Below are 25,344 nucleotides of genomic sequence, written 5' to 3' on the forward strand. Positions count from 1 at the left end.
TCGCATCCCTATGAAAATAGCTTTCATATCTCAGTATTTTTTTCCTGAGCAGTTCTCAAATACCGCGATCGCTCGCGATCTTGTCGCGCGCGGTCATGATGTTCACGTTTTTACCTGCGTTCCAAACTATCCTGCCGGTGTTTTTTTCGAGGGGTATTCAAATGCCTCGCGCCGTGAGGAAGAGTGGGAGGGCATGCGCATCAGTCGGGTCTATACTCTCGCCCGCGGGAAGACGGCGGCGGCGCTTCTGCTGAACTATCTCGCCTTTCCCGTGGCGGCGAGCTGGACATTGTCCAGACGGCTCGCGCCAGCGGCGGATGTGTCCTTCGTCTCAATGCCCTCGCCCTTGCTGCAGGCTTTCGCCGGCCTTTTTCTGCGCTGGCGGACGGGAACCCCCTGTGTCTATTGGGTTCAGGACATATGGCCGGAGAGCGTCACCTATACGCTCGGCATCCATAACCGGGCGGTGGTGGGCCTCCTAAACGCGCTGTGTGGCTGGCTCTACCGCCGGGCCGATATCGTCATGATCCAGAGCGCGGCGTTTCACAGCATGATCGCGCGCTTTGGCGTCCCGGAGGAGCGTATACGGCTCCTGCCCAATACCGCACCCGACTCTTATCTCCCGATGGCACCGCAGGACGCCCCTGAATATGCGGGCATCGTGCCGCAGGACGGGTTCCGCCTGATGTTCGCGGGAAACATCGGCGAAAGCCAGGACTTTGATACGTTGATCGCTGCCGCCGGTCTCCTGCGCGCGCGCCACGATCTGTGCTGGGTGATCGTGGGCAGCGGCCGGGATCAGGCGCGCGCGCAGAAGCTCATCGCCGAACGCGGTCTGGAGGATCGCTTCCACTTCCTCGGGCGCTTTCCAGAGACCGAGATGCCGAAGCTGTTCGCCCATGCGGATGCAATGCTGGTGAGCCTGAAGGACATTCCGATCTTTAGCCTTACGGTCCCCTACAAGGTCCAGTGCTATATGGCCTGCGGCAAACCCATTCTGGCCTCGCTTTCGGGGGAGGGTGCGCGAATAATCGAGGAGGCCGAGGCCGGGCTCGCCGTTCCGGCCGGTCGGCCTGAAGCCCTTGCCGATGCCATTACGCGGATGATGGACACCGGACCCGAGGCGCGGGCCGCCTATGCGGGCAATGGCCGCCGCTACTTCGAGGCCCATTATTCGCCCGAACAGGTCTATGGCGCTCTTGAGTGTGCCTTGCACGATGCGGCTGGTCGTCGGACCGAGCGGCGGGCGCGCAGACATTCGAGCCGATCCCGCCCGGCCGGTGGGGATTGTTAAATGTTCTGGCGTCATGTGACGGTGTGTCGGACGTGCAGGCAGAAGAGAGTAAACTTTTGGCGGCAATGAGCGCAGATGAAGGCGTGGGGCCGCAGGGCGGATATCCTCGCCCCTCCTTTCGCCGCGATGGATACGATGGAAAGGGAAGGCGATGACAGGACGCTTTCTCAACTATCTCATCGGACTCAGCCGGTCGCGGAAGCGGGCCGTGCTGATGCTGGTGGACGCGGCGCTGCTGGCGGTCAGCTTCGGGTTGGCCATGGCATTGCGCCTCGACGGGTTTTCGCCGGTGCTGGCGCCGTCCAGTTGGCTTGCCTTTGCGCTCGTCCTGCCCTTCACCTTGCTGTTGTTTCGCCTGATGGGGCTTTACCGGGCCGTTGTGCGCCATGTCGCCGGGCGCACGGTGCAGGTGCTCGCCTTCGGCCTTGCCGTCTCGGGGTTGCTGTTGCTGCTGGCGGCGAAGAGCTTCGGCCTGTTCCTGCCGCGTTCGGTGCCCGCCATCTATTGGCTGCTCGCGATGGGTTTCCTCGGCGGCGCGCGGTTCGGCCTTCGCGCGCTGTATCGCCAGCGCCTGGCACGCCTGAAGGCGCGGGTGATCATTTTCGGCGCCGGCAGCGCCGGCCGCCAGCTTTTCGCGACCCTCGAACATGGCGGCGACTACGCTCCCGTCGCCTTCGTCGACGACGCGTCAGAGCTGCAGGGCCGCGACATTGGCGGGCTGCGCGTCTACTCGCCGGCGCGCCTGCCGGGCCTGGTGGCGGAACACGGCGTCGAATGCGTGCTGCTGGCGATCCCCAGTGCCACACGGCGCCAGCGCCGCGATATATTGGAGCGGCTGGAGCCGCTGGGGCTGCGCGTCCAGACCGTTCCCGGGCTTTCCGACATCGTCTCGGGGCGAGCGGAACTCAGCGAAATCCGCGAGGTCGCCATCGAGGACCTGCTCGGCCGCGACCTGGTGCCGCCGCGCCAAGACCTGCTCGACGCCAATATCCGTGGCAAGACGGTGATGGTGACGGGGGCGGGGGGCTCGATCGGCAGCGAGCTGTGCCGGCAGATTCTGAGTCAGCGCCCGGCGCGACTTGTGCTGCTCGATCTGTCGGAGTTCGGGCTCTATGGCATCGATGAGGAGTTGCGGGGCCTTGCCGAGGCGGAATCACCGGAAACGGTGATCGTGCCCCTGCTCGGCTCGGTGCTCGACCGGCCGCGCCTTGAAGGCGCGCTGCGCCATTTTGCCGTCGACACCATCTTCCATGCCGCCGCCTACAAGCACGTGCCGCTGGTGGAGCGGAACCCCGTGGAGGGGGTGCGCAACAATGTCTTCGGCACGCTGGCGCTGGCGGAGGCGGCGCGGGCCGTGGGGGTGAAGGCGTTTGTCCTGGTATCGACCGACAAGGCGGTGCGGCCGACCAACATCATGGGCGCCTCCAAGCGCATCGCCGAGTTGATCTGCCAGGCCTTGAGCGGGCTGCCGGGCGAGACGGTCTTCTCTATTGTCCGCTTCGGCAATGTGGTCGGTTCGTCGGGCTCGGTCATCCCGCTCTTCCGCAAGCAGATCGAGGCCGGCGGGCCCGTCACGGTCACGCATCCCGACATCACCCGCTATTTCATGGCCATACCGGAAGCGGCGCAGCTGGTCATTCAGGCGGGCGCCATGGCCCGGGGCGGCGATGTGTTCATCCTCGACATGGGCGAGCCGGTGCGTATTGTCGATCTGGCCTCGCGCATGGTGCGGCTGAGCGGTCTCAACCCGGTTGTGCCCCGCGCGGGAGGGGGAGGCGCCGTCCCGGCAAAGGGCGATATCGAAATCCGGTTCACCGAGTTGAGGCCGGGGGAGAAGCTGTTCGAGGAACTGCTCGTTGGCAGCGACGCCCAGCCCACCGAGCATCCCCGCATCATGACGGCGACGGAGGCGGCGATGGACTGGCCGGCGCTCGACGCGCTGCTGCAGCGGCTCGCCAACGCGTGTGACGCGCACGACCTGCCGACGCTGCGCGACCTTCTGCGCGAAGCCCCCACCGGCTATGAGCCGGCGGAAGCGATCGGCGATTTGCGCTGGCTGGCGATGCAGTCGCAGCCGGCGCTGAAGGAAGGCGCCGGCCTTTCGGGCGCCGCCTGAGCCGACGTGACCTCAGGCGGTGCGCAGCCAGGGCAAGGCCTCGTCCCATGTTGCCAGGGGCAGGCGGTTGTAATTCGCGTAGAAGTAGGGGAACTGGGGCCCGCCCAGCGGGCCGCTGAGATCGGCGAGCTCGCTGCCCGGCTCCAGCACCCGGATCACGCCGACCCCGTGGTCGATCTTCACGATCTTGAAGTCGACCCCCTCGGTCTGCAGCAGCTCGAAAGCCACCTTCCAGCCCTGGCCGACCCAGGCGGTGATTTCCGAATAGGGCTCGTGCTGTTCCATCACATTGCTGGGCAGCATGTCGTGCATGGCGATCCAGCCGCCGGGCCTGATCGCCTTGAGGGCATTGGCGACATCGCGATGAACCTGGTCGTAGGTGTGCAGGCCGTCGATGAAGATCAGGTCGAATTTCTGGGTGTTGGTGGCGAAGAACGCATCTGAGGTCGCACGCACCGTACCACCCTGGACGGGGTCGACACCGACCTTAACCGCCAGGGGTATCGAATCGAACAGGTCGTTCTTGAAGCAGCCGATTTCCAGGTACGCGCCCGTCGGGTTGCGGGCGGCGAGTACGTTGAGAAGGGCGATGCGGTTGTAGTGGGTGGCCTTCCAGTTCCAATCGATCTTCCATCCCTGCCCCTGGCGCGCATAATCCGCCGCCGTGCGGTGATACGCCGCCTCACGACGGAGCTTCTGATACGCTCTGTGGACGAACCCGATCACTCGTGAGGGAAGGCTAGTGCTGCTGGGAATGGACATGCGGGTCATGCATCCTGTTTCAGTGTGCCGAGGCAATGAGGAGCCGCTCGAAGTGCGGCAATGTCCTGCGCGAAAATGCGGTGAAATGCACGCAACGGCAAGGAAGGCTTAACCAAGGGGAGACATTTCCTGTGCGGAACGAGGTACTGGAGTGAGAGATTGCCTCTCGCCCCCCGCCATGTCAGAACCACGCCTAGGCAAGTGCCTGGGAGCGCTGTCCCGGCGCGATTCCCGGCTGCGCCGCTGAACGCCCGCTCCCTTCCAAAGGGGAGCACTCGGGCGTGTGGCTGATCGGCCTGGCGAGACCGATCGGGCGCCGCCTAGCTTCCCGCGGTCAAGGAACGGTAATTGCAGGCGTGACTGGATCAAAATCCCAAAGGACGCTGCTGCAGGCTGGCCGCGAACTCTACCGCGAATTGAGTCCCGCGCGGCGCCGGGCTCTTTTGCCGCTCTTGTGTCTCATGCTGATCGGCGCCTTCGCCGAGCTGTTCAATCTCGGCGCGGTCGTCGTTTTCCTCTCCATCGTCGCCGAGCCTCAGTCGATCGCGCGTTTCCCGGCTCTGCCGGGGCTGCTGTCGGCGATTGGCGCCGACACACCGGCGGAGTGGACCTATGCCGTCACCGCGCTTTTCTGTCTGTGCGTCCTGTTCGCGGCAGCGATCCGGCTGCTGCTGCTGAAGAACACGGTGAGCTTCGGCTTCGATGCCGCCTGCGAACTCGGTTCGCGGCTGTTCTCCATGACGCTGCACCAGGACTATCTTTCGCACACGCGGCAGAACTCCAGCGAAATCCTGGCGGCGGTGAACAAGGCGCAGCAGGTCACCGGCGAAGTCCTGCTGCCGGCCATGCAGGCGCTGGTGGCGTTGATCCTCGCTTTGTTCATTGTGGCGGGACTGGTGTGGATAGACCCCCGGGTCGCTCTCACTTCCGGGGTGGCACTGGCCGCCGTCTATGTCGGCACGTCCATCGCCAGCCGCGCACAGCTTCGCCGCAACAGCGTGATTGTCGCCCGCGCCCAGGGGGCGCGGTTCAAGGTCATGCAGGAAGGGATCGGGGGAATCCGCGACATCCTGCTCGATCGCTCGCAACCCGTTTTCACCGAGGCTTATGACCGCGCGGAAGCGGACATACGCGACGCCCGCACCAGGACCGCACTGGCGTCCCTGTCGCCGCGCTACGTCGTCGAGGCGCTGGGTGTCGTCGTCGTCGCCGTCGTGGCTTGCGTCGCCACGCTGGACGCGGGCGGCCTGACGCAGATCCTGCCGGTTCTGGGGGCCCTCGCGCTTGGCGCGCAACGCCTGCTGCCGCTGCTGCAGCAGATCTATTCGGGCTGGGCGACGACGATCGGCAATCGACAGGTGCTGTTCGACATCGCCGAACTGATGCAGCGGCCGATGCCGCCGGCGCCTTCCGCCGATGTTTCGCTCACCTTTAAACAAGGCCTCGCCATTGACCGGGTCGGTTATCGCTACGCCGAGGGCTCCCGCCCGGCCCTGATCGATATCAGCCTCACCATTCCTCACGGCGCGCGCGTCGGCATCGCCGGCAAGACCGGCAGCGGCAAGTCGACCCTGATGGACATCCTCATCGGGCTACTTGAGCCAACATCCGGCGAAATCCGGGTCGATGGCGTCACCTTGACCGCGGCCAACCGCCATGCCTGGCAGCGCCACATCGCGCATGTGCCGCAGGCCATCTTCCTGGCGGATGCCAGCATCGCCGAAAACATCGCCTTCGGCGTACGGCCTGCGGAGATTGATCACGCGCGCGTGCGCCGCGCGGCCGAGCAGGCGGAATTGACGGAGGTGATCGAGGCGCTGCCCAAGGGCTACGAGACGCGGGTGGGCGAGCGCGGCATCCAGTTGTCGGGCGGCCAGCGCCAGCGCATCGGCATCGCCCGCGCGCTCTACAAGCAGGCCTCGGTCCTGGTGTTCGACGAGGCGACCAGCGCGCTCGACAACGAGACCGAGGCGGCGGTCATGCAGGCGATTGAACGACTGGACCGGGGACTCACCATCCTCATCATCGCGCACCGGCTGTCGACGCTTGAGGGATGCGATATGTTGGTCCGGCTGGAAGGCGGGCGCGCCGTCGTTCAGGAGAAGGTGACGCCATGAGCGGCCGTCCGGTCCGAGGCGCAGGTACCGCCTTGCCGGATCGAGGGTCTGCCGACGGCGCGGCGGCTCGCTCTCTCTCTTGTGGTCCCGTCCTTTTGATGACCCCGGTCGATCTCACTAGCAATGGCGTGGGAGCGATTTTCCTCAACGAAATCCTGGCCAGCCGTTCGGCCGGCGAGATCTCTGCGTGGTGGGAGCCGCCATTCCTGATGGAACGGGGATTGATGCGCGCAGGCGGCCGTTTCGGCCGCCTTGTTCGGGCCGCGTCGAGCCGCATACCCCATTTTCACTCAATGCGACTGCGCTACTTTCGACGCTCTGTGCTCGACGCGCGCGTCTCTGCGGTCGCGGCGGCGGCGGATGCCGCAGATGCGCGGGCCGTTTGGGTCACGGCATCGAGCGCGGAAGTCATTCTGATCGCCGATAGGCTGGCGGCGCTCGGGCACGACCTTCGAGTGATGGTCTGGGACGATCCGTCGTATTTCCTGACGAATCTCGATGTTGATCATTCGTTCAAGGCGGAGGTGATGCAGGCCTTTGGGCGCCTGCTTAGGAATGCGCGCGCGGTCGCCGTCATCGGCATGAATATGCAGAGCCTCTATAAGCAGAGATACGGCATAGGCTCGACCATCGTTCGTCATGGAATTGATGCGAGGCACATTCCACTCCGACGTTCTGCGTGCCTGAGCGGATCATGTCGCATGGTCTTCGCTGGTTCACTCTACTCCAAGGAGGAGTGGAATGCCTTGGTGTCTGCGCTAGATGGCGTGAACTGCAACGTTGGTGGCCGAAAGGTCGAACTGAACTTCATCGGCCGGTTTCCCCTCACCGGGGCCCTGCGGCCATCATGGGTGAACTACTTGGGCGAGCGCAGCTTCCAGGAGGCGATGAGCATCATGTCCGAGATGGATGTCGGCTATCTCCCCTATTGGTTCGATCCTCGCTTTGAGGTCGTCGCGCGGACCTCCTTTCCAAGTAAGCTGTCCGCCTATGCTACGGCTGGCCTTGCCATCTTCCACCACGCGCCTGCCTATACAGAGGTCTCGACCCTGCTTCAGAAGCTGCCTTTTGGCGTGTCATGCCCATCCTTGGAGGCGGGTGCTATTGTTGATCGCCTGCGCGCATTGATGATGCTGCAGGAGGCCGGTATTTGCGACTCCGCGAGACAGACTTTGTTAAATGAAGAGATCTCAGATCAAATTATGCTGAAGTATTTTGTGAATTTCATATATTCTGATAATTGAAGATAAATTGCTATGTAATTTTACCCATCCGTGATTATAATCAATGATAATGTGCGGAGTGTCGTATGAAGATAATCGTTATATCGCAGCATGACCCTAACATTTTTCCGCATATGTACTATATTGCGCGTGGTCTACGGGATATGGGTCACGAAGTCGTATTCATTTCGTCGGTCAGTTACAATGACGCGCGGAGCGAAGGTCGCAGCTTACGCCATGTTCTGGTGTCTAAGAGCCTCGGCTGGCGCGCGAAAGTTCCCTTTGTCCGTGCAAACTATCATGCGTTGCTGGCCACTTTCATTCGGGAAAGACCGGACTGGATCATCACCCAGCATGAGTATGTCGTTCCCGCAGTGTTCTACCGTTTTCTCCCAGTAAAGCGAGCGTATGTCGCGGCGAGTTTCGTCGATTTCCATGGTGCGCGCCGATATGTCAGGGCCTTAAAGCCTCTGGCGGGAGTAATTGATGCTTACCTCGACGTCTGTGAAATGAGAGTTGCGTGGCAGAAGGACCTCTGGCCGCGCATGGTCGCGCCTGCTTTCGTGGCGCGCAACGCGGCGTTGCGCCAGCCGCAACGGCCTTTTGCGCCCCACGCGGGGCCCGCAAGGGTTGTGCTGACGGGCTCCGCTCTGCTGATGCTGGAGATCTGTAGCCCGGCGCGCCTCGGGCGGTTTATCGAGCGGCTGTGTGCCCACGGTGTCTCGCTCGACTGGTACATTCATGCAAGTCCTGGCAAGCTTTCGGTTGCCCTCGACGCCGCGCGGGGACTTTGTGCCCATCCGCTCTATCGGGTGCATGGGCCTCTTCCGAAACGCGAGTTGCTCGCTGTGATCGGCGATTACGATGCCGGGCTTTTCTGGGCGCCCTTGGCCGACGCCGATCTGAACGTCGCTCGGGACCGGTCGGTTTTCGTGTCTGCCGCTTCCAACAAGATCTGCGAGTATATCGCCGCCGGACTCGTGGTGGCCCACACCGGCAATCCGGGGCTTTCCTATTTGCCGGCCGATGTAAGTTTTGCCTTTGACGCGACGGACCCGGAGGCGGCAGCAGATCAGCTAGCCGCCGCGCTGTCGGATCGCCCGACTCTCGAGCGCAAGCGACAGGCGGCTCTACAATACCACCAAACCGAAATGAACTTCGAGGCGCAGATTGTTCCTTTCCTCGACTATGTAGACGGCCGAGTCCCGCCGCGGTGATCTCGTGAGCCGGCCGCGCCTGAGCACGGTGATCAACGGGCTCACCGCGGATGAAATCGTGTTATCAAAGACCACGGCGTCCGGTTCTCGCCGGCAGCGCCCTGGCTGGAGGCATTGCTGATAACGCCCGAGGGCCGGAGCGGCGAGAGGTGGAAGCGTGATGGGATGAATGTGGGACTGCGGCAGCATCGGATGACGGAGGTGCTGCCCGGGCGACGGGCTCACCCCAAGGTCGATTACATCTACCTCGCGGTCGTCATCATGTCGTTCCCCGGCTACCCGCTGGTGGCGGCGTTCGCCACCCTGTTCGATCTCCCGAACACGCCGATATCGCTGGCGATGCGCGCGCTCAACTTCTGTCTGGCGCTGCTGTTGATCGTCGGCGGAATCGCGAGCCGCCGGGGGCGGGGCGCGTCGGTCCTGCTTCTGCTGCTGGCCCTGTTCTGGGGGGCGTATGTGGTCCGCCTCTATGTCGACACGCTCTATGAGCCTCTCTTCCTCGGCAAGGAGGTTTCCTATTACTGGGTCTGGGCGATTGGCGGCTGCCTGGTGCCCATGCTCGGCCTGGCGATGCGGAGCAGCCGTCCCGAGCAGGCGGACGACTATTTCCGCTGGCTCTATGTCGCCACCTTCGCCGGCTGCTTCCTGTCTATATTTCTGGCTACCGGCACGGTGAGCAATGAGGCGGGAATGGAGTATGAATCGGGGCGCATGCGGCTCGAGGCCCTGAACCCTATCGCTCTGGGCCATCTCGGCGCGATGCTGGTGGTATTGTCGGCATGGGCACTGCTGTTCCATCGCCCCTGGGCGCGCGGTTCGCGGCGGCTGTTCCTGCTTTTCGGGATGGCCATTGGCGCCTACGTGCTGCTGGCGGCCAACTCGCGCGGTCCGGTTCTCGCCGTCCTGGCCTGCTTCCTGTTTCTTCTGTGCTTCGTGAGCTTCCGCTACAAATTCGCGGTGATGGCATTTCTAGTCGTCGGCGCGCTGGCGGTGGTGCCCTTGTCGATGTATTTGCAGGAAGCGCACAACATCAATGCCTTTGGCCGGCTGTTCGGCATGTCGCTTGAAGAGCATGCCCAGCAATCCTCGCGGCTCGACCTCTATGCCAGCGCCCTCGAGGTGTTCTGGACCAACCCGTGGCTCGGCGGGGCGATGGAGGATCCCTCCACACTAGGCTATCCGCACAACGTCATCGTCGAATCCTTCATGGCCCTCGGCTTTTTCGTGACGGTGCTGTTCATCGGCGTGCTGGTGGCCCTGTGTTACCGTGCCGCCGTCCTGTTCCGGCGCTACCCACAGTATGGCTGGCCGGCGCTGCTGTTCCTGCAATATCTGATCGGCGCGCAGTTCTCTGGGTCGCTATACGGCTCCACCTTCATGTGGTGCGCGATCGGCCTGCTTCTGTCTTTCGGCGATCAGACGCGCGAGAAGATGTTCCAGGTGTCGCGCGCGGCGATGCAAGTTCGACCGCGTTTGGAGCGGCAGACATGGTGAACTCGGCCCGCTCCCTCGCCATCAGGTGGCGCGCGCTCTGCCAGGCCGGGAAGATAATGCGCCTATGAACGCCTCGCGTGTGATCATCTTTCAGCCGACGCTGCCGAGCTACCGCGTCGATCTGTTCGCGCGGGTCGCGGAGCGCCTCGCTTGCCCCACCGAGGTGTGGCACTCCTCCGTCGAACTCGGGGTGTTAACGCAACGTCAGGAGCGTTTTGCCTGGGAGCGGCGGCTGCCGGCCATGCGCGCCCTGCTGCCGGGCCTCGACTGGCAGCCCGGCGTTCTGACGACGCCGGTCGGACCGGGCGACATCGTCGTCCTCTCGGGCGCGCCGCGCAATGTGTCGAACATGCTCATGTTGGCCTGGGCGCGCTGGCGCGGTGCGCGCACCGTGTGGTGGGGGCAGTATTGGAGCAGCACCAGTCGCACGCATCGCTTCCTGTTGCGCCTCCTGCTCATGAAGCTCAGCCACGCCATCCTGTTCTACACCGACGATGAGGTCGACGCGTATCGCAACGGGTTGGGGCGCGGTGACCTTCGGCCGGTCGACGCGCTCAATAACGGCATCAATGTCGAGCCGATATTAGCCGTGCGGGCGCCCTACGTGCCCGGACAGCGCCCGCGCTCCCTGCTCTTCATCGGCCGTCTCACGGAAAAAGCCGAGCTTGGCACCCTGCTCGATGCGCTGGCTCGTCCGGAACTGGCGGATGTGCGGCTTGAGATCATCGGCGATGGCGAGGAGCGGTCGTCCCTCGAGGAAAAGGCGGCCGGGCTCGGCCTCGAGGGCCGTATTGCCTGGCATGGGGGTATGACCGACGAGCGCGCCATTGCCGCCATCGCCAATCGCTGCCGGCTGTTCGTTTATCCCGGCGGGGTTGGCCTCAGCCTGCTGCATGCCATGGCGTATGGCCTGCCGGTGGTGGTGCATGACGAGCGCTGGCGGCACATGCCGGAAATCGCGGCGTTCCACCGTGCGCGTTGCGGCGTGAACTTCGAGAGAGGAAACCCGGTTGTCCTGGCGCGCGCCATCGCGCAAGCGCTGACCGTAACCGAGGTGGATGACGGCTGGTCTGTGGCTGCGGCACGCGTGGCCGAGCAAGAATTCAACACTCAGGAAATGGCGAGTCGCTTCTGCCGCCTGTTGCAGCGGCTTGAGGCGGAGGAAGACCGGCATGCCGCAACTTCGTGAGGCGAATGCTCCATCGCCGAGATCAGGCATGGCCCCGGCCCGCCTTGTCGTCCTCGTGACCACCGGCCATTATCTCCCCGGTTTTCGCGCCGGTGGCCCCATTCACAGCGTCGCCCATCTGGTCGAGCATCTCTCGGACGAGTTCGACTTCCGCATCGTCTCCACCGATCGCGATCTCGGAGATGAGGGGGCCTATCCCGGCATAGAGACGGACCGCTGGCTCTCGGTGGGGCCGGCGCGGGTGCTCTACGCCTCGCCGCCGCGGCAGGGGGCACGGGCCATCGCCCGCCTGATCGCCGAGACACCGCACGACCTCCTGTATCTCAACAGTTTCTTCTCGCCCCGCTTCACCATCGTGCCGCTGCTGGCGCGCCGGCTCGGCCTGATCCCCCGGCGGCCGACGGTGCTGGCGCCGCGCGGTGAGTTCTCCGCTGGCGCGCTGGCGTTGAAGCCCCTGAAGAAGCGCTTCTATCTCGCCGCCGGCAAGGCGGCCGGCCTTTTCCGTGCCATTCACTGGCAGGCGTCGTCGGATTTCGAGGCGCGCGACATCCGCGCCGTCCTCGGGCCGCAGGCGCGGCTGAGTGTGGCCTGCGATCTGCCGGCGCCGCTCGGCGCGCACGGTCCTCCCCATACGCCGCGGCGGCCCGGCGAGCCGTTGCGGATCGTCTTCCTCAGCCGCCTCTCGCCGAAGAAGAACCTCGATTACGCGCTGAAAGTGCTCGCGCGGGTCCGTGTGCCGGTGCGGTTCAGCATTGCCGGGCCCGCCGAGGATGCCGCCTATATCGCGCTGTGCCGGCGGCTCGCGCAGCAAGTGGGACCGTCACTCTCCGTCGAGTGGCTCGGCCCGCTGCGGCCGGAGCAGGTGGCAGCGACCTTCGCCGCGCATGACCTGTTTTTCTTCCCGACGCGTGGCGAGAATTACGGTCATGTCATCGCCGAAGCGCTGGCGGCGGGAACGCCGGTGCTGATCGCCGACACCACGCCCTGGCGCGGGCTCGCCGAAGCGGGTGTTGGCGACGACCTGCCGCTTGGCGATCCCGCCGCCTTCGCCGCCCGCATCGAGGCGCTGGCGGCGGAACCGGCTGAGGACGCGCTGGCCCGCCGTGCCCGGGCCGCCGCCTATGTCCGGCAGGAGGCACGCCGGCAGGGCGATATCCTCGCCAATCGGCGCTTGTTCCGCGCCGCCCTGGGGGCGGCCCTAGGGTAAGTGAAGGCGGTGGCGTCGGCCGGCACGGTGCAGTAAACAGGGCGCCACGAAAGGCGGCGGCATGCAGAATGAGCGTATCCTGATCACCGGCGGCACCGGCTCGTTTGGGCGGACGATGCTGCAGGATTTGCTGCGTCGGGGCTGTCCGGAAGTCCGCGTGTTCAGCCGGGACGAGGAGAAGCAGGACATGCTGCGCGGCACGCTGCGCAGCGGCAATGTGCGCTTCTATATCGGCGATGTGCGCGACCGGGACAGTGTCGACCGTGCGATGGCCGGCGCCACCCGCGTCTTCCATGCGGCGGCGCTGAAGCAGGTGCCCTCCTGCGAGTTCTTTCCGCTGGAAGCGGTGCGCACCAACATTCTCGGCTCGGAGAATGTGGTGCGTTCGGCGGTGGCGGCGGGGGTGCGTTCCGTGGTCTGCCTGTCCACCGACAAGGCGGTGTTCCCGGTCAACGCCATGGGCATCTCCAAGGCGATGATGGAAAAGCTGGCGCAGGCGCTCGCCCGTTCCATCGGCCCGGAGGCGCCGACCACCATCTCGCTCGTGCGCTATGGCAATGTCATGTATTCGCGCGGTTCGGTGATCCCGCTGTTTATCCGCCAGATCAAGGCGGGCCTGCCGATCACCGTCACCGAACCCAGCATGACGCGTTTCCTGATGCCGCTGCGCGACTCGGTGGCGCTGGTGCACCATGCCTTCGAGAATGCCCGCCAGGGCGACCTGTTCGTGCGCAAGGCGCCAGCGTCCACCATCGCCGATCTGGTCACCGCGCTGACGGAACTGTTCGGCCGTCCCGACCACCCGGTCGAGGTGATTGGCTGGCGGCATGGCGAAAAGCTGTTCGAGACGCTGGTCAGCGCCCAGGAGCTCATCAAGAGCGAGGATATGGGCGATTATTTCCGCGTCAGCATGGACGGGCGCGACCTGAACTACCGGCATTATTTCGTCGAGGGCGACACCGAGACCGTCGACCAGCAGGATTACCATTCCCACAACACGGACCGCCTCAGCGTCGCCGAGGTGAAGAAACTCTTGCTGACGCTTCCCGAGGTCGAGGCCGAGATCGAGGCATGGACGGCGTGAGGAGCGCAAAGGCGTGGGGGGCGAGTTGCCGATGAAGGTTCTCGTCGTCGGCGCAAGCGGCATGCTTGGCAATGCGCTGGCGCGGGTGCTCCCGGCCGAGGGTATGGAGGTCTACGGAGTGGCCCGCCCCCCGTTCTCCGCCGAGAGTTTCCCGCGTCTTTCCCCCGATCATTATGTGCGCATCGCCGATGTGCAGGATCTCGACGCTTTGCGCGCGCTGCTTGCCCGGCTGCGGCCGGCTGCGGTGATCAATGCCGTCGGCGTGGTGAAGCAGCTCGCCGAAGCGGATGACCCGCTGGTGGCCCTGCCGATCAACGCGCTGTTGCCGCATCAGCTGGCGCAATTGTGCGGGGAAACCGGCGCGCGTCTGGTCCATGTCAGCACGGATTGTGTGTTCGACGGCGCGCGCGGCCATTACACCGAAGCCGACCGGCCCGATGCGACCGATCTTTACGGGCGCAGCAAGCTGCTCGGCGAGGTGGACTACCCCCATGCGATCACCCTGCGCACCTCCCTGGTCGGCCATGAACTCGCCAGCTGTCATTCGCTGATCGACTGGTTCCTCGCGCAGGAGGGGCCGGTCTACGGCTTCACCCGCGCGATCTTTTCCGGGGTCACGACCGTGGAGTTCGCGCGGGTCCTGGCGCGTCATGTTCTGCCGAATCCGGAGCTGCGCGGGCTCTATCACCTCTCGGCCGAGCCGATCAGCAAGGACGCGCTGCTGCGCATCGTCGCCGAGGTCTATGGCAGGTCGACCGCGATCCTGCCGAAGGATGAGCCGGTGCTCGACCGCTCGCTGCGGTCGGATCGTTTTCGTGCGGCGACGGGCTATACGCCCCCCGACTGGGAAACAATGGTGCGGGAGTTGCGGGATGTCTATGCACAGCGCGGCTGATGCCCTGGCGGGGGGAGCCCGGCGCGTTGTCGTCACCGGCGCCGGCGGGCTGCTCGGCTGGCACTGCCTTGTCCGTCTCCACGCCCGCAACTGCGCGGCCCGGTGCCGCGGCGAGCCGGCGCCCTATGATCTGGTGCCCCTCGACCGCGCGGCGTTCAACGATGCGGCCCGCCTCGCGGGGGCGCTGGAGAGTGCGGCGGCTGTGTACCATTTCGCCGGGGTCAATCGAGGCCCCGAGGCGGAAGTCGAGGCCGGCAATGTCGACATCGCCACCCGCCTTGCCGAGGCCTGCCGCGCGAGCGGCAGCACGGCCCATATCGTCTACGCCAATTCCACCCATGCGGCGTCCGACACGCCCTATGGCCGCTCCAAGCGCCGGGCCGGCGACATTCTTGCCAATGCCGCGCCGCGCTTCACCGATCTCGTGCTGCCGCACATTTTCGGCGAGGGCGCGCGGCCGTTCTATAACAATGTGACCGCCACCTTCATCCACCAGGTGATGCGCGGCGAGACGCCGAGCGTCAATCCGGAAGGGCGGGTGCAGCTTCTGCACGCCGGCGCGGCGGTGGAAGCGGCGATCGCCGCCGTCGCCGAGGGTGTCACCGGGGAGCTTCGGCCGGCGCCGCGCCCGATGGGCGTCGGCGACTTGCTGGCGCGGCTGCAGGACATGCACACCGCCTATGGCGCCAACCTGTTCCCGGACCTGTCGGACCCGTTCGATCTCGCTTTGTTCAACAGCTACCGAACCGCACTCTACCCCGAGGGATTTCCCCGCCCGCTCACGCTTAACGCCGATGCGCGCGGCGTTCTTTTCGAGGCGGCCAAGGGCGGCGGCGGCGGGCAGACCTTTCTCAGCTGGACCGAGCCGGGCATCACCCGCGGCAATCACTTCCACCTCGACAAGGTGGAACGCTTTCTGGTGCTGGAGGGGGAGGCGGTCATCCGCATCCGCCGCGTGCCGGATGGCCCCGTGTGGGAGTACCGCGTCGACGGGCGCCAGCCGGCGGCCGTCGACATGCCCACCTTGCACACGCACAGCATCGAGAATGTCGGCGACAAGCCGCTGCTGACGCTGTTCTGGACGCAGGCGGTGTTCGACCCCGCCGCGCCCGATACCTATGCCGATCCGGTTCTGGGGTGAGACGATGCTCAAGGTCATGACGATATTGGGCACGCGGCCCGAGATCATTCGGCTCTCGCGCGTCATGGCGCGGCTGGATGGCCTGTGCGACCATCGCCTCGTTCATACCGGCCAGAACTACGACTACGAACTGAACGAGGTGTTCTTCGAGGATCTCGGCGTGCGGCGGCCCGACCATTTCCTCGGCACCGGCGGCGGCTCGCTGGGCGAGACTCTGGGCAAGATCCTGATCGAGAGCGAGAAGGTGCTCGCCGCCGAGCGCCCGGACGCGGTGCTGATCCTCGGCGACACAAATTCCGCCATTTCCGCCCTGATGGCGCGGCGGATGAAGATTCCCGTCTACCACATGGAAGCCGGCAACCGCTCCTTTGACGGCAATGTGCCGGAAGAGACCAACCGTCGGCTGGTCGACCACATCGCCAACTTCAACCTCGTCTACACCGAGCATGCCCGCCGGCATCTCATTTCGGAAGGCCTGCCGCACCGGCGCATCTATCTCACGGGCTCGCCAATGCGCGAAGTGCTGGAGCATTACCGCCCGCGCATCGAGGCCTCCGACGTGCTGCGGCGGCTGGGGCTTGCTCCGCGCGGCTATTTCATCGTCTCGCTGCACCGCGAGGAGAATGTCGACAGCCGCGAACGCCTTGGCGAACTGGTCGGCGCCTTGTCGGAGCTGGCGGTGCGCTATGACCGTCCGGTGATCGTCTCCACCCATCCGCGCACCCGCAAGCGGCTGGAAGCGGCCGGGCTGGTGGCGGATGAGCGGGTGAGCTTCATGAAGCCCTTCGGCTTCCATGATTACAATCACCTGCAGAAGAACGCCTTCTGCGCCATCTCCGACAGCGGCACCATCGCCGAGGAAGCTTCGCTGCTCGACTTTCCCGCCATCACCCCGCGCGATGCCATCGAGCGGCCGGAGGCGCTGGATACGGGCTCGATCATGGTCACCGGCCTCTCCCGCGCGGCGATCCTGCGCGGCGTCGAGGTCGCCACCCGCCTGTTCGCGGCGCGCGCCGAGCAGGGGTTGCCCACGCCGGTGCCGGAGGATTATCAGGTGACCAACACTTCCGAGCGTGTGGCGAGCCTCATCCTGGGCACCGCGCCGCTCTCGAATGCATGGGACGGCATCCGCGGGAATGATCTGTTGTGAGTGCGTTCCGTGTTCGCCGCCGCACCGGCCGCGTCTGCTATTCGCAGGCCTTTGCCGAGGTCCTGCGTGCGCCAGTGCCGCGCGTCGCAACGACGGGTAGCCCGCGCCCTTCTCACCCGGCATGGGCGGTTCACACCGCGTAATACTCCCGGTACCAGGCGACGAACCGCGCCACGCCCTCGCGGAACGGGGTGTGCGGGCGGAAGCCGGTGAGCGCGTGCAGAAGACTGGCATCGGCCCATGTGGCGGGCACGTCGCCAGCCTGCATCGGCAGATAGTTGCGGATCGCCTTGGTGCCGATCTCGGCCTCGATGGCCTCGACGAAATCGCTGAGCCGCACCTTGTCGGAATTGCCGATATTGACCACGCGGAACGGCGCCGCCGGGCTCAGGCTGTCGCCGGGGATCGGCTCGCCGCGCGCGCCGGGCAGCGGTGGCACCGTGTCGATCAGCAGGCTTATGCCGCGCACGAGGTCGTCGACATAGGTGAAGTCCCGCCACATGTCGCCATGGTTGTAGATGTCGATCGGCGTGCCTTGGAGAATGCCGCGCGTGAACTTGAACAGCGCCATGTCCGGCCGGCCCCAGGGGCCATAGACGGTGAAGAAGCGGAACAGGGTGGTCGGCAGGCCGTAAATATGGGCATAGGAATGCCCCATCGCCTCCGTCGCCTTCTTGGTGGCGGCGTAGATGGTCAGCGGCGTGTCGGCCTTGTCGGTCTCACGGAACGGCATATCCTCATTGGCGCCGTAGACCGAGGAGGTCGAGGCCATGAGCAGATGCTGCACCGGCACCGCCCGCGCGCATTCCATTACATTGAAGGTGCCGAGGATGTTGGCCTCGATATAGGCGCGCGGGTTTTCCAGGCTGTAACGCACGCCGGCCTGGGCGGCGAGGTGGACGATGACATCCGGCTGGAACGCCTCGACCGTGCGCTGGAGCGTGTCGACATCCTCCAGCATCGCCTCGGTGGCGGCGAAGGCTTCGTTCTGCGCCAGCATCGCGTGGCGGCGCTGCTTGAGGCGGACATCGTAATAGTCCGTCAGGCCGTCATAGCCATGGACGCGCCACCCCTGCGCCAGCAGCAGGCGCGCGAGGTGGAAGCCGATGAAGCCGGCGGTACCCGTTATGAAAATGCGCCGCTGCGCCACGCCCGTTCCCCGCTGCCGCGACAGGGCGGTCGCGGCGTTGCCCGGTCGCCTTGTTACGCCGCGTCGGTGGGGATGGGAAGCGCAGGCGGCGAGAGGGTATCAGCCCACCGCGCGCAGATGGCGGATCGGCCGGCCCGGCACCATGGCCTGCACTGCCCGCACCATGCCCTGCGCGTCGATGCCGACATGCCGGTAGAGATCGGCGATGGTGCCGGTCTGGCCGAAATGCTCCACGCCGAGCGCCCGGGCGCGGTGGCCATGCACCGAGCCGAGCCAGCCCAGAGCCGCCGGGTGACCGTCAACGGCGGAGATGATCGCGCAGCCCGGCGGCACGGCATCGAGCAGCGTTTCCACATGTGCCTTCGCGCCGGCATTGCCGCCTTCGCGGGCACGCTGCGCCGCCGTCCAGCCGGCATGAAGCCGGTCGGCCGAGGTGACAGCGAGCAGGCCGACATCGCGCCGGTCCTCGGCGATCAGCCCCACCGCCTCGATCGCTTCCGGCGCCAGCGCACCGGCATAAGCGATCACCACCTGCGCATTCGGTCCCGGCCGGCGCAGCCAATAGCCGCCGCTGACGATGTCCGCCGCCAGCGCCGCATCCATCGTCCGGCGCGGCTGCTCGATGGTCCGGGTGGAGAGGCGCAGATAGGTCGAGCCGCCATCTTCCGCCTGCGCATGCTGGAAGGCGAAGCGCAGGATCACCGCGAGTTCGTCGACAAAGGCCGGCTCGAAGCTCGCCAGCCCGTCCTGCGCCATGCCGATCAGCGGCGTGGCGATGGACTGATGCGCGCCGCCTTCCGGCGCCAGCGTCACCCCGGAAGGGGTGGCGGCGAGGATGAAGCGGGCATCCTGGTAGCAGGCATAGTTCAGCGCATCGAGCCCGCGCTCGATGAAGGGATCGTACAGCGTGCCGATAGGCAGCAGCCGCTCGCCAAACAGCGAATGCGACAGGCCGAGCGCCGAGAGCAGGGTGAACAGGTTCATCTCGGCGATGCCGAGTTCCATGTGCTGGCCGGCGGGGCCGAATTCCCAGTTATAGGTCGAGGGAATGCGCTCCTTCTTGAAGGTGTCGGCCAGTTCCTCGCGCGCGAACAGTTTGCGCCGGTTGACCCAGGCGCCGAGATTGGTCGAGACGGTCACATCCGGCGAAGTGGTGACGACGCGGCGGGCGAAATCATCCTCGCGCTTGCCGATCTCGTTCAGCAGCAGGCCGAAGCCCTGCTGGGTGGACATGGCGGGCTGCAACGGCACGTCGAGCGTCGTCGGCACCTCGATCTTGGGCGGTTCATGGCGGCGGGTGCCCCCGGCGCGGAACGGCACGGCGTCGAGAAAGGCCTGCAAGTGGGCCGGCGGGGGGGTGAGGCCCTCGAAACGCTCCCACTCATGGCCTTCGCGCACGCCATGGCTGGCGCGCAGGCCCTCCAGCTGCGCCGGGGTCATCAGCCCGGCATGGTTGTCCTTGTGGCCGGCGAGCGGCAGGCCGAAGCCCTTGATGGTGTAGGCGATGAAGCAGACCGGGCGGTCATGCGTGCGCGCCTGCTCGAAAGCCTCGATCAGCGAGGGCAAATCATGCCCGCCGAGATTGCCCATCAGTGCGGCGAGTTCCGCGTCCGTCCGCCGCTCGATCAGCGCGGTGACCTCGCCCTGGTCGCCGATCTCGTCCATCAGCCTTTTGCGCCAGGCCTTGCCGCCCTGGAACGTCAGCGCCGAATAGAGCGGGTTCGGGCAGGTGTCGATCCAGCGCTTGAGCGCCGCGCCGCCCGGCTCCTTGAATGCCGCCTGCTGCAACTGGCCATATTTCAGGATCACCACATCCCAGCCGAAGCTGCGGAAGATGGATTCGAACCGTTCCCACAACCCCTCGCGCACCACGGCGTCGAGGCTCTGGCGGTTATAGTCAACGATCCACCAGGTGTTGCGCAGCCCGTGCTTCCACCCCTCCAGCAGCGCCTCGAAGATGTTGCCCTCGTCCATCTCGGCATCGCCGACGAGGGCGACCATCTTGCCCTCGGGACCCTTCCCCAGCCCCTTGGCGGCGAGATAGTCCTGCACCAGCGAGGCGAACAAGGTCTGCGCCACGCCGAGGCCGACCGAGCCGGTGGAGAAATCCACGTCGTCAATGTCCTTGGTGCGGGAGGGATAGGACTGCGCACCGCCAAAGCCACGGAAATTCTCCAGCTTCTCCCGCGTCTGCCTGCCGAAGAGATACTGGATGGCGTGGAAGATCGGGCTCGCATGCGGTTTCACCGCCACCCGGTCCTGCGGCCGCAACGCCTTGAGATAGAGCGCGGTCATGATGGTGGCGAGCGAGGCGGAGGAAGCCTGATGACCGCCCACCTTCAGCCCGTCCGCATTGGGGCGCACATGGTTGGCGTTGTGAATGGTCCAGGTCGCCAGCCAGAGAATCTTGCGCTCCAGCTCGGCGAGAAGTGTGAGGTCGTCGGCACGGCGTTCGGCGCTTGCAGCCATGGTCGGCGCTCCGGGCTCATCCATGGATCGAGCCTAGGCACGGAATGCAGGTGTTTGGAGCTATTCTGGATCGTTCGGGAAGCCTATTGTGGCTGAAATCGCTGAGTTAAGGCCCACAAAGGGTAATTCATGCCAGAGGCGAAAATAGACGCCATCGACCGCAAGATCCTCGCCCTGTTGCAGCAGGACGCGCATATGACGATGGAGAAGCTGAGCGAGGCGGTGGGGCTCTCGCCCTCGCCCTGCGCCCGGCGGGTGCGCAACCTTGAAGCCTCGGGCGTCATCAAGCGCTATGTCGCGGTGGTCGACCAGGACAAGGCCGGCCTGCCGGTCAGCGTCTTCGCCTCCATCCGGCTGGAGCGCCAGCGCGAGGACGAGCTCGACCGTTTCGCCAAGGCCATCGCCCGCTGGCCGGAAATTGTCGAGTGCTATCTGATGACCGGGCAGCGGGATTATCTCCTGCGCATCGTGGTCAAGGACCTGCCGGCCTATGAGGCTTTCCTCAAGCGGACGCTCACGCGGCTGGACGGCGTCGCCTCCATCGAATCGAGCTTCGCGCTGAGCCAGGTGAAACACGCGCAGGCGCTACCGGTGGAGTGAGGGGCCGGGGGCACCGCTCTCACTCTCTGATGCTCAGCCGGCATACCCCTCGCGATTCTGCTGTTGCCAGCGCAGATGATCCGCCAGGATGTCGTCGAGGCCGCGCGTCGCGCGCCAGCCAAGATCGCGTTCTGCCAGGCTCGGATCGGCCCAGTATTGGGCGATATCGCCGGCGCGGCGCGGCGCCACAGCCCATGGAAGAGGCCGTCCGGTCACGCGCTCAATGCCGTGGATGACCTCGAGCACCGAATGGCCGCGGCCAGCGCCGAGATTCCAGACATGATGCCCCGTCCGGGTCCGGAGATAGTCCAGGGCGGCGAGATGCCCCTGCGCGAGGTCCATGACGTGGATATAGTCCCGCACCCCCGTGCCGTCGGGGGTGGGGTAGTCGTTGCCGAACACCAGAAGCTCCGGCCGCCGCCCCACTGCGACCTGCGCGGCGTAGGGGATCAGGTTGGAGGGCGGCCCCAGCGGGTCTTCGCCGATCCGCCCGCTCGGATGCGCGCCGGCCGGGTTGAAATAGCGCAGCACCCCGACGGACCAGCGCGGGTCGGCCCGGCACAGATCGGTCAGCACACGCTCGACCATCATTTTCGAGCGTCCATAGGGATTTGCCGGCTCGCCGAGCGGGCTCGTTTCCGTGAGGGGCATCTCGACCCGCTCGCCATAGACCGAGGCGGTGGAGCTGAACACCAGACGGAACACGCCCGCCGCCGCCATGGCGCGCATCAGGCTCATGCCGCCGCCGACATTGACGCCGTAATAGTCGAGCGGGTCGGCCACGCTCTCATTCACGGCTTTTTTGCCGGCCAAATGCATGGCGGCCGTGATGGCGTGACGGGCGAAGATGTCCGCCAGGAGTTTGCCGTCGCGCACGTCGCCCCGGTACAGGGTGATCTCGCCACCGGCCAGTTCCCGCACACGCGTCACCGCTGCGGGTGAACTGTTCGAGAAATCGTCCAGCACCACCACCTCATGGCCCGCCGCGAGGCAGGCGAAGAGGACATGCGAGCCGATATAGCCGGCGCCGCCGGTCAGAAGAATGGTCATTCGGGCGTGCCCGGGGTTGAAACCGGCCTGTTCGGGCCCGCCACCGGCGTGCTTGCGTCGGCCATGTCCGGTGCCGCGACGCGCCTGACACAATGGCCGGGGAGCAGGTGCATGAGCGGATCTTCTGCGTGTGTTAGGGGGGCACTGAAGCTTGTAGCCAAGTTGTTGCGGACTTTCCACACGCCCGTGGGCGCATGCGTCTGGGCAAGGCGGGAGAGCCCGCGCGCCCTCCCTAAGGGGCTTTCACCGGGCGGCTCTCTGGCGCGCGCACGGGGGGCGTACTACGTTTCGTGACCGCAGGCCGAACGCGAAGATCGCCCTTTCATTCCGCCGCACTATGCTGTTCGACGGCGCGGTCGGCTGGCAGCTCTTCCCCGATGATCTGCCGCTGCAGAAGGGCGAGGCGCGGGGCGAGCTGCGCCTCGAAGCTGTAGACTTGCGCCGCCTTGGTCCGACCACTGCGGGCCAGCGCGCGCAAGGCCGAAGGGTTGGCGCGGTACCAGCTCAGCTTTTCCACGATCGCCGCCGTGTCGTGCGGCACCAGCACGAGGTCGCGGCCATCCTCGAACGCGGCGTTGAGATGGAGCGGATCGGTGCAGAACAGCGCCACCTCGTTCAGCATGGCGTCCGAGCCGCAGGCGGTCGGAAAGCCGTCAAACGCGCCGGGCTGCAGCACGAAGGGGGCGTTGCACAGCAGGATCAGGTCCTTGTCGCGGTAGAAGTCGCGCAGCCAGTCCGGCTCGCGGCTGCCGTGGAAGCTGATCCGACCCTCCAGCCCGTCAAGCGGCAGGTCCTCCGGGCTGAATCCCCCCACGACATGGAAATGGCAGTCGTCAAACCTCGCGGCCAGGGCGCGGGCGACATCGAGGAAGATGTCGAACCCCTTGTCGCGCCCGTCCGGCGTGTATTTGTGCGCCGTGAAGCAGATGTCGAGGCGCGGCTTGCCCTCGCCATAGCGGGGCAGCGGCGAGGGGGCATCGAGATTTGTTGCCGGCGTGACGACGCCAAAGATGAATTCGATGCGGTCGCGTGGGCAGAAGCCATTGTCGACGAGATAGTCGAGCGTGATCTTCTGCGTCACGATCACCTTGCGGAACATCAGGCTGGAAAAGATGCGGCGCAGGCGCTCGTCCGACGCCGGATCCCGGAGCAGGAAGCCGCCGCCCGGATACAGCGTGAAGACGAACGGAATGGCGTTCGCCTCGAAATAGTCGAGGTTCCCCCAGCTGTTGTTGGCGAAGACGGTGAAACCGCAACGGGCGCGCAGATGAGGGGGCAACTCCGCCATGGGCCGCACCATTCCACGCAAAAGCGGCGCGGCTTCGCCGTGCTCGGCGATCAGTTCCTCGATGGAACGCGTGTCCTTGAAGAAGGAGAACGCAGAACCCGTCGAGAACGCGCGCGCCCGCTCGAACAGGGCAAGATAGGTGTCGAACTCTTCACGCCGGAAGGACGATTGCGGGTGCGGATAGGCATCGTCCAGGATGAGAAGGTCAAGCACCTCGGAGGGCGGCGCGCTGGCTTCCCCGGCGCAGACAGCTTTGTCGACCGGTGAGAGCCATTGCCGCCAGCGTTGCTGAAGCGCCTTTCGTGCCGTCGATACACGCCCACGGCGTCTCTGCTTCGCCGGTGGCGGGGGCGGCAGAGCGGTCATCGGCCCCGGCGCATTTCGAATCTCGCGGTCGAGCTCGACAGTAAACGCCTTCCGGACGGCGTCGAGGAAATAGGTAAAGGAGTCACGGTAGCGAAAGCCGAAGCGCCGATCGAGCAGGAGGCCGAGCCTCATCGACGTTATCAATTGCTCTCGCATGGAGAGGGACGACCAGACGGCGCCCGCATGCCGACGATAAACGGCCATCGCCTCGTCGATATAGCCAATCTTGCCGTGCTCGGCATTCAATATGTCGAAAGGCCAGTCGCAGGCGAGCAGCGTGTACATCCACGCCGGTATCTCCACGAGGTGGTTGCGCATCATGCAGGAGGCGGTGGCTATGTAGTCGCCCCGGCACAGATCGGCGGCGGTGGTCGTTTCGGGCAGGGTGGTGAACAGCGGTTGCCCGGGCGTTCCGTCGTCGCCGGACAGCAGCACGTTGTGGAAGCAGATGGCATAGTCGGGATGGGTGTCGAGAAACGCGACCTGCTTGCGCAGCTTGTGGGGATCGATCCAGAAGTCGTCGCCTTCGAGAAGGGCGACATATTCTCCCCGGCAGGCCCTATAGGTCTCGAGATAATTGGTCGAGGTACGCACATTCACCGGCCGCTCGATCAGATGGATGCGGTCGGGATACCGGTCGCGATAGGCGCGACACACCGCCAGCGTTCCGTCGGTGGAGCAATCCTCGGCGATGACGATCTCGACCTCGAAATCCGTCTGCTGGGCGAGAACGCTCTCAATCGCCTGGCCGAGGAAACGCTCGTGATTGTAGGTGATGATGGGCACCGACACCTTGGGAGCCGGCCCTGGCGCGAGGAAACGCAGGGCGTGTCGCTCCAGCGAGTCGCAGAAGGCGGCGAGGTTGCGGACGTGCGCCGCGTCGTTTGAGCGGATGAGCACCGCATAGGTCGCGGTTTCGAAGAGAGGCGTCAGCTTTTCGCGCGCACGGGCGAGGGCGTCGCCGACCGAAGGCCAGTCGATGTCGTCGACCACCATGACCGCCCCGTCGTCCATGAGGGTGAGATAGGCCTCGACATCGGCGAGCACATGGTGCCGGTCATGGTTGCCGTCGATATGGACCATGCCCGCCCTGACGCCGCGCGCGCGCAGGCTTTCGACCGCCCGGGTGGAGGTTTCGCGAAGAAGTTCGCAGGATCCGCCCAGTTGCATTGCGTCCCGCTGGCGCAGCAAGTCGCCGTGCAGCGCGTCATAGTCCGTGGCCTCGATGAAGGCGCTCACCTCCTCGGCAACCGCTGGCGGCATGTCCGCTTGGCGCGAGGCCTCCCTGCAATACGGATCTACGCCGTAGCTGTGACCGCCGCGCGCGGCGAAGGACCAGGACAGTGGCAACAGGCTGCGCCCGCGATAGACGCCGATTTCGACATAGGTCCTCAGATCGAGGCGGGCGGCGAGGCCGGCCATCACATAGAGCTTGTCGAGCGAGCTGCCGCCGCCGAGATCCGCAGGAATGGCCTCGGCCAGTTGGGCCAGTTTACGGATATCAACCATGGCAGTCGCCTTGCAGATGCAAA

The 25,344-nt window shown here is 65.5% G+C and carries 18 protein-coding genes; 13 read left to right on the plus strand and 5 right to left on the minus strand.

Annotated features, from left to right (window positions below; all coding sequences use genetic code 11):
- Window positions 1-10: 10 nt before the first annotated feature.
- The gene (locus tag ACP2AH_RS05325) at window positions 11-1,294 is read left to right on the plus strand and encodes a glycosyltransferase family 4 protein (RefSeq protein WP_425104861.1); all 1,284 of its coding nucleotides are present in this window, start codon (window positions 11-13) and stop codon (window positions 1,292-1,294) included.
- A 151-nt stretch (window positions 1,295-1,445) separates the two neighbouring features.
- Window positions 1,446-3,410 carry a polysaccharide biosynthesis protein gene (locus ACP2AH_RS05330; RefSeq protein WP_425104862.1) on the plus strand — a complete coding sequence of 655 codons (1,965 nt, stop codon included), beginning with the start codon at window positions 1,446-1,448 and terminating at the stop codon, window positions 3,408-3,410.
- A 12-nt stretch (window positions 3,411-3,422) separates the two neighbouring features.
- Here the strand turns inward: ACP2AH_RS05330 and ACP2AH_RS05335 are convergent, their stop codons facing one another.
- The gene (locus ACP2AH_RS05335; protein WP_425104863.1) at window positions 3,423-4,181 is read right to left on the minus strand and encodes a class I SAM-dependent methyltransferase; all 759 of its coding nucleotides are present in this window, start codon (window positions 4,179-4,181) and stop codon (window positions 3,423-3,425) included.
- Between the two features lie 272 nt (window positions 4,182-4,453).
- On the opposite strand from ACP2AH_RS05335, the gene ACP2AH_RS05340 reads away from it, so the two are divergent.
- From ACP2AH_RS05340 to wecB, 10 genes are all read left to right on the plus strand, one after another.
- Window positions 4,454-6,289 carry an ABC transporter ATP-binding protein gene (locus tag ACP2AH_RS05340; RefSeq protein ID WP_425104864.1) on the plus strand — a complete coding sequence of 612 codons (1,836 nt, stop codon included), beginning with the start codon at window positions 4,454-4,456 and terminating at the stop codon, window positions 6,287-6,289.
- Window positions 6,286-7,533 carry a hypothetical protein gene (locus ACP2AH_RS05345; RefSeq protein WP_425104865.1) on the plus strand — a complete coding sequence of 416 codons (1,248 nt, stop codon included), beginning with the start codon at window positions 6,286-6,288 and terminating at the stop codon, window positions 7,531-7,533. The genes ACP2AH_RS05340 and ACP2AH_RS05345 overlap by 4 nt, the downstream gene beginning before the upstream one ends.
- 65 nt (window positions 7,534-7,598) lie before the next feature.
- Entirely contained in the window at window positions 7,599-8,729 is a 1,131-nt protein-coding gene (locus ACP2AH_RS05350; protein WP_425104866.1) for a glycosyltransferase, read from the plus strand.
- A 192-nt stretch (window positions 8,730-8,921) separates the two neighbouring features.
- Window positions 8,922-10,223: an O-antigen ligase family protein gene (locus ACP2AH_RS05355; RefSeq protein WP_425104867.1), complete on the plus strand. Its 1,302-nt coding sequence runs from the start codon at window positions 8,922-8,924 to the stop codon at window positions 10,221-10,223.
- Window positions 10,224-10,287: 64 nt separating this feature from the next.
- Window positions 10,288-11,412: a glycosyltransferase gene (locus ACP2AH_RS05360; RefSeq protein WP_425104868.1), complete on the plus strand. Its 1,125-nt coding sequence runs from the start codon at window positions 10,288-10,290 to the stop codon at window positions 11,410-11,412.
- A gap of 28 nt (window positions 11,413-11,440) precedes the next feature.
- The gene (locus ACP2AH_RS05365) at window positions 11,441-12,619 is read left to right on the plus strand and encodes a glycosyltransferase (RefSeq protein ID WP_425104869.1); all 1,179 of its coding nucleotides are present in this window, start codon (window positions 11,441-11,443) and stop codon (window positions 12,617-12,619) included.
- A 61-nt stretch (window positions 12,620-12,680) separates the two neighbouring features.
- Window positions 12,681-13,703 carry a polysaccharide biosynthesis protein gene (locus ACP2AH_RS05370; protein WP_425104870.1) on the plus strand — a complete coding sequence of 341 codons (1,023 nt, stop codon included), beginning with the start codon at window positions 12,681-12,683 and terminating at the stop codon, window positions 13,701-13,703.
- A gap of 31 nt (window positions 13,704-13,734) precedes the next feature.
- Window positions 13,735-14,598 (plus strand): dTDP-4-dehydrorhamnose reductase family protein, encoded by an 864-nt coding sequence (locus tag ACP2AH_RS05375; RefSeq protein WP_425104871.1) that lies wholly within the window; start codon window positions 13,735-13,737, stop codon window positions 14,596-14,598.
- Window positions 14,576-15,739: an NAD-dependent epimerase/dehydratase family protein gene (locus ACP2AH_RS05380; protein WP_425104872.1), complete on the plus strand. Its 1,164-nt coding sequence runs from the start codon at window positions 14,576-14,578 to the stop codon at window positions 15,737-15,739. Before ACP2AH_RS05375 ends, ACP2AH_RS05380 begins: the two co-directional genes overlap by 23 nt.
- Before the next feature lie 4 nt (window positions 15,740-15,743).
- Window positions 15,744-16,889, plus strand: a complete 1,146-nt coding sequence (wecB, locus tag ACP2AH_RS05385; RefSeq protein ID WP_425104873.1) for a non-hydrolyzing UDP-N-acetylglucosamine 2-epimerase — start codon at window positions 15,744-15,746, stop codon at window positions 16,887-16,889.
- Between the two features lie 130 nt (window positions 16,890-17,019).
- Here wecB and ACP2AH_RS05390 read toward each other — a convergent pair whose 3' ends face one another.
- Both ACP2AH_RS05390 and ACP2AH_RS05395 read right to left on the minus strand, forming a co-directional pair.
- Window positions 17,020-18,039 carry an NAD-dependent epimerase/dehydratase family protein gene (locus ACP2AH_RS05390; RefSeq protein ID WP_425104874.1) on the minus strand — a complete coding sequence of 340 codons (1,020 nt, stop codon included), beginning with the start codon at window positions 18,037-18,039 and terminating at the stop codon, window positions 17,020-17,022.
- A gap of 99 nt (window positions 18,040-18,138) precedes the next feature.
- A complete protein-coding gene (locus ACP2AH_RS05395) occupies window positions 18,139-20,508 on the minus strand; it encodes a transketolase (RefSeq protein ID WP_425104875.1) in 2,370 nt (789 codons plus the stop codon).
- A 129-nt stretch (window positions 20,509-20,637) separates the two neighbouring features.
- Here ACP2AH_RS05395 and ACP2AH_RS05400 point away from each other — a divergent pair, with 129 nt between their 5' ends.
- Window positions 20,638-21,108, plus strand: coding sequence for an Lrp/AsnC family transcriptional regulator (locus tag ACP2AH_RS05400; protein WP_425104876.1), 471 nt, complete (start codon window positions 20,638-20,640; stop codon window positions 21,106-21,108).
- A 33-nt stretch (window positions 21,109-21,141) separates the two neighbouring features.
- Here the strand turns inward: ACP2AH_RS05400 and galE are convergent, their stop codons facing one another.
- Together galE and ACP2AH_RS05410 are read right to left on the minus strand one after the other, a co-directional pair.
- The gene (galE, locus tag ACP2AH_RS05405) at window positions 21,142-22,158 is read right to left on the minus strand and encodes a UDP-glucose 4-epimerase GalE (RefSeq protein WP_425104877.1); all 1,017 of its coding nucleotides are present in this window, start codon (window positions 22,156-22,158) and stop codon (window positions 21,142-21,144) included.
- Between the two features lie 322 nt (window positions 22,159-22,480).
- Complete coding sequence (locus ACP2AH_RS05410; RefSeq protein ID WP_425104878.1) at window positions 22,481-25,321, minus strand: glycosyltransferase; 2,841 nt, start codon at window positions 25,319-25,321, stop codon at window positions 22,481-22,483.
- Window positions 25,322-25,344: the final 23 nt, after the last annotated feature.

This window comes from Ancylobacter sp., from assembly GCF_965249975.1.
Lineage (GTDB): Bacteria > Pseudomonadota > Alphaproteobacteria > Rhizobiales > Xanthobacteraceae > Ancylobacter.